Below are 4,221 nucleotides of genomic sequence, written 5' to 3' on the forward strand. Positions count from 1 at the left end.
TCCAGAACTACCTCGACCAGCGCGAGATCCACCGGCCGAAGTCCTGGCGAACCCTGGGCAGCTGACCTCGGCAACTCCAAGATCCCCGACAGAGTCAAGATTAGTAGCTGTTGTCGTTCCGATCTCGAGGAGTGTGTGTCGAACGGGAGTCTCGATCGGGTGATCGCAGCTGGCCGCGGGCATGAAGGCAGGGCCTCTTGGTAGCTCGGGGTTGCGAAGCCAACCGAGATCCAGGAGACCCTGTTGCAGCAGGAGTTCGCCTTCGGCGAGGGCCGGTGGAGTTCAACTCGGCTGCACCGACGTGTGATTGTGTCGCTCACCGGTTCGGAAACGCGGCCGATCACCCGGAACGTGTTCGGCGGTATCCCTCGGACATGACGGACACGGAGTGGGCCGTGGTCCGGCCGCTGCTCCCGGTGCCGGGCTGGATGCGCGGCCGGGGCGGGCAGCCGGAGGCGTACTGCCACCGGGCGATGTTGGACGCGATCCGCTACCTCGTCGACAACGGCATCAAGTGGCGGGCGATGCCTGCCGACTTCCCGCCGTGGGACCGGGTCTACGCGTTCTTCCGCCGCTGGCGCGACCACGCCCTGGTCAAGGAGTTCCACGACCGGCTGCGCGCAAGGATCCGCGAGAGGGAGGGGCGCGACACGGAGCCGACGGCCGGCGTGATCGACTCGCAGTCCGTCAAAGCGGATGCCGTCGTCGGCTTGGACAGCCGCGGCTTCGACGGCGGCAAGCTGGTCAACGGGCGCAAGCGGCACGTCGTGGTCGACACGCTCGGCCTGCTGCTGGGCGTGATGGTCACCGGCGCGGACACCGGCGACCGCGCCGCTGCCCAGGTCCTGCTCGGGCAGGTCACCGACGCACACCACCGGCTGGAACTGGTCTGGGCCGACGGCGGCTACACCGGCAACCTCGTCGAGTACTGCCTGGCCACGCTCGCCCTGGTCCTCGCGATCGTCAGACGCAGTGACGACATGCGCGGCTTCGTGGTCCTGCCCTAGCGGTGGATCGTCGAGCGCTTCTTCGCCCACCTGATGCGCACCCGCCGCCTGGCACGCGACTTTGAGCGCCGCGCTACCAGCGCCGAGGCGATGATCTACTGGTCGATGAACCTGCTCATGACCCGCCGCCTCGCCCGGCCACACCCGCAGCGAGGGTAAACCGGCCCGGCTGCCGCTCGGCCAGCCAGCCCCGCGCGACCAGACGTTTCGCCTTCGACCGCAGCGCCTCCACCTTGGCCGGCACCGCGTCCAGACCGAACATCACGGCCAACTCCTGGCAGGTCAGCGGCCCTTGATGGAGCCGGTCGCGGTCGGAGAGCGCCTGCAGAATGCGCTGGTAGTCCACAGACAGCACCGACCAGGCCAGCCCCTCACGCCACACCGGCACCTGCGACTTCGGCTTCGCCGAATCCCGGGGCGCCGACGGCCCGCCCGCAGCCCGCGGATCCAGGACGTTCTCCGTGCCGGCGGTGCTGCCGCAGTCCGGAGCCAGCACCGCATCGACCCGCCTGCGGGCGATGACCCACTCCTGCCATTCCAGCTCGGCCACGGCCAGTTCGGCCTGGATACGGTCGGCCTCCGCACGCAGCCCGTCGACCCGACAGCGAGCAGCGAGCTCGTGCTGTTCCAGCAGTCCGACAACCGACGGCATCCACAACCTCCCGGGGAGCGACGACACGACTCCCAAAGAATCACCGCCCCTACTCCTGACCAGCGAAAACGCCGCCCTCAAGTCCGGAAAGACAACAACTTCTAAGGCTCAACCAGCGTTTAGGTCCGGCCAGTTGAGTGTCGTACGGGCGTGGCTCATCGCTTCCTCCGCGGTCAGCCGCGCACCGCGGGCGAACGCCTCCGTGAACGCGGGTCCGCCCAGGGCCGCCCGGGCCGCCGCCGTGACGCGGTCGACGTCTGCGCGCTCGGCGGGCGGCAGCGGGGCGCCCGCCTCTCGGCGTGCCGCGTCCGCCACCCCGAGCAGCAGCGCGGCGCACTCGGCGGCCGGCCTCTGCCTGCCCAGGGCCGCCGCGCCCGCGAGGCCCTCCAGGGAGAGGGCGAGCGCGCGTGGCTCGCCGAGGGAGCGGGCGACGTCCAGGCCTCGCAGATGACGGCGGACGGACCGGTCGGCGTCGCCGCGGAGTTCGGCGACGAAGCCGAGCTCGGCGAGGAGCAGATGGTCGCCCGCCTCCGAGGACACGTCGGCGTAGCCGTCGCGGATGTGCAGCAGGTGCGCCTCGGCCGCGTCGAGGTCGCCGGAGCGGCGCGCGCCGAGTGCGAGGCCCATCTCGGAGTGGATCTCTCCGTACTTGTAGCCCTGTTCGGCGGCGATGCGACGCGCCTGCTCGTGCAGGCTGCGGCCCTGGTCCCACTCGCGGGCGAGCAGCGCGAGCCGGCCGAGCCCGGACAGCCGCGCCGACACTTCGGCCTCCAGGCCCAACTCGCGTGCCATGCACAGCCCTTCATGCTGTCGGCGTGCCGCTTCTTCGTAGTCGCCCTTGATCTCGGCGAGCGCGGCAAGCGGCGACACGGTCTGCAACTCGCCCCATCGGTCACCGAGTTCACCGAAGAGCGCGGCGCTGCGCAGCCCGTCCCGGCCGAGCGCGTCGAGGTCGCCGCGGACCAGGGCGAGCGTGGCCCGCAGGCCAAGCGCGGCGGCGGTGCCCCACTGTTCGCCCGCGGCCTCGAAGAGGGCGAGCGCCCGTGCGTTGAGCTCCGCGCTGGCGGTCGCTTCACCCGCGCTGAACAGGCCGTACGCGCACAGCCAGAGGGCGCGGGCCCGGCGTACGGGGTCGGGGACGGCGTTGGCCGACGCTGTGGCCGACGCCTCCGTGTGGTCGCCGGTGAGGAGAGCGAACGCGGCGTGCAGCAGAGCAAGTTCGGGCGCGGCGGCGTCGGGGGTGGCGGCGAGGACGGTCGACAGGCTGCGGCGCGCCTCGGTGAGCCGGCCGCGCAGCAGCCACCACCAGGACAGGGCGGTGGCGAGTCGTACGGCCTCGTCGGCCTGCCCGGCGGCGGCGCGGCGGACTGCCTCGTCGAGCGCCGCGCGCAGATTGCCGGCCTCCGCGTCCAGGCGGGCGAGCCAGGACCGCTGGCCCGCACAGCGCAGCCGGGACTCGGCACGCTCGGCGAGCGCGAGATAGTGGCGCAGATGACGATCGCGTACGGCGGTGAGGTCGTGCATCTCGTGCAGCCGCTCCGTCGCGTACGCGGCGACGGACTCCAGGAGTCGGTAGCGAGGCCCGGTCGGGCCCTCCACGACCACAACGAACGACCGGTCGACGAGCCGCGTCACCAGGTCCAGTACCTCCTCGCGGGCCACGCCGTCCCCCGCGCACACCGCCTCGGCGGCGGCCAGGTCGCAGCCGTCGCTGTGTACGGCGAGACGGCGCAGGACGATGCGCTCGGGCGCGCTGAGCAGCTCCCAGCTCCAGTCGATCATCGCTCGCAGGGTCTGCTGCCGGGCGGGCGCACCACGCTGTCCGGCGGTCAGGACCCGGAACCGGTCGCCTAGCCGGGCCGCCAGCTCCCGCACGCCCAGGGCGCGTACGCGGGTGGCGGCGAGTTCCAGGGCCAGCGGGATGCCGTCGAGGCGGCGGCAGATCTCGGCGACGGCGGCGCGGTCGGCCGGGTCTGAGGCGGCCGGGTCGAGGGAGAAGCCGGGAGCGGAGGCGGCGGCACGCTCGGTAAACAGCCGGACGGCGTCGTCCGTTCGGAGCGGCTCCACGAGGAACACGGTCTCGCCCGCCAGGCCGAGCGGTTCCTGACTCGTGACGAGGACCCGTAGGCCGGGGGCTGTGCGCAGCAGCAGCTCAGCGAGTTCGGCGGCGGCGTCGACAACGTGCTCGCAGTTGTCCAGGACGAGCAGGGTACGGCGGTCCCGCAGGACGGCGGCGAGGCGGTGCGCGGGTGACAGGGCGGGCGTGCCGGCCCCGGTGCCCGGCAGTGCGGCCGGGGCGTCGTCCCGGATCCCGAGGGCGGAGGCCACGACCTGGGCCAGGTCGGCGGACGTACCGGGCCGGACGCCGGAGAACTCCACGAGCCAGACCCCGTCTGGGAGTTCGTCGGCCGTCCCCGTGCCGGCCGCCCCGACGGCAAGACGGGTCTTGCCCACGCCGCCGGGGCCGGTGAGGGTCACCAGGCGGGCAGTGGCGAGGAGTTGGAGAAGGCGGGTCAGGGCTTCGGTACGGCCGATAAGGGGGGTGAGGGGGACGGGGAGGTT

Annotated in this window: 3 protein-coding genes; 1 reads left to right on the top strand and 2 read right to left on the bottom strand. The window is 72.5% G+C overall.

The genetic code is table 11. The features are described 5' to 3' along the window. The first annotated feature begins 374 nt into the window (after positions 1 to 374). Positions 375 to 1,007 (top strand): IS5 family transposase, encoded by a 633-nt coding sequence (locus P1P70_RS41475; protein WP_319247195.1) that lies wholly within the window; start codon positions 375 to 377, stop codon positions 1,005 to 1,007. 115 nt (positions 1,008 to 1,122) lie between these two features. Here the strand turns inward: P1P70_RS41475 and P1P70_RS41480 are convergent, their stop codons facing one another. Both P1P70_RS41480 and P1P70_RS41485 read right to left on the bottom strand, forming a co-directional pair. Next, positions 1,123 to 1,659: a hypothetical protein gene (locus P1P70_RS41480; RefSeq protein ID WP_319247197.1), complete on the bottom strand. Its 537-nt coding sequence runs from the start codon at positions 1,657 to 1,659 to the stop codon at positions 1,123 to 1,125. A 108-nt stretch (positions 1,660 to 1,767) separates the two neighbouring features. Beyond that, positions 1,768 to 4,221 (bottom strand): ATP-binding protein (locus P1P70_RS41485; RefSeq protein WP_319247199.1); only part of this gene is annotated, 2,454 nt, incomplete at its 5' end.

It is taken from the genome of Streptomyces sp. MB09-02B (assembly GCF_033794485.1).
Lineage (GTDB): Bacteria > Actinomycetota > Actinomycetes > Streptomycetales > Streptomycetaceae > Streptomyces.

What these genes read in the sequence shown, in the direction of transcription:
- P1P70_RS41475 (WP_319247195.1), top strand. Translation starts at nt 375, where the DNA reads ATGACGGACACGGAGTGGGCCGTGGTCCGGCCGCTGCTCCCGGTGCCG.
- P1P70_RS41480 (WP_319247197.1), bottom strand. Translation starts at nt 1,659, where the DNA reads ATGCCGTCGGTTGTCGGACTGCTGGAACAGCACGAGCTCGCTGCTCGC.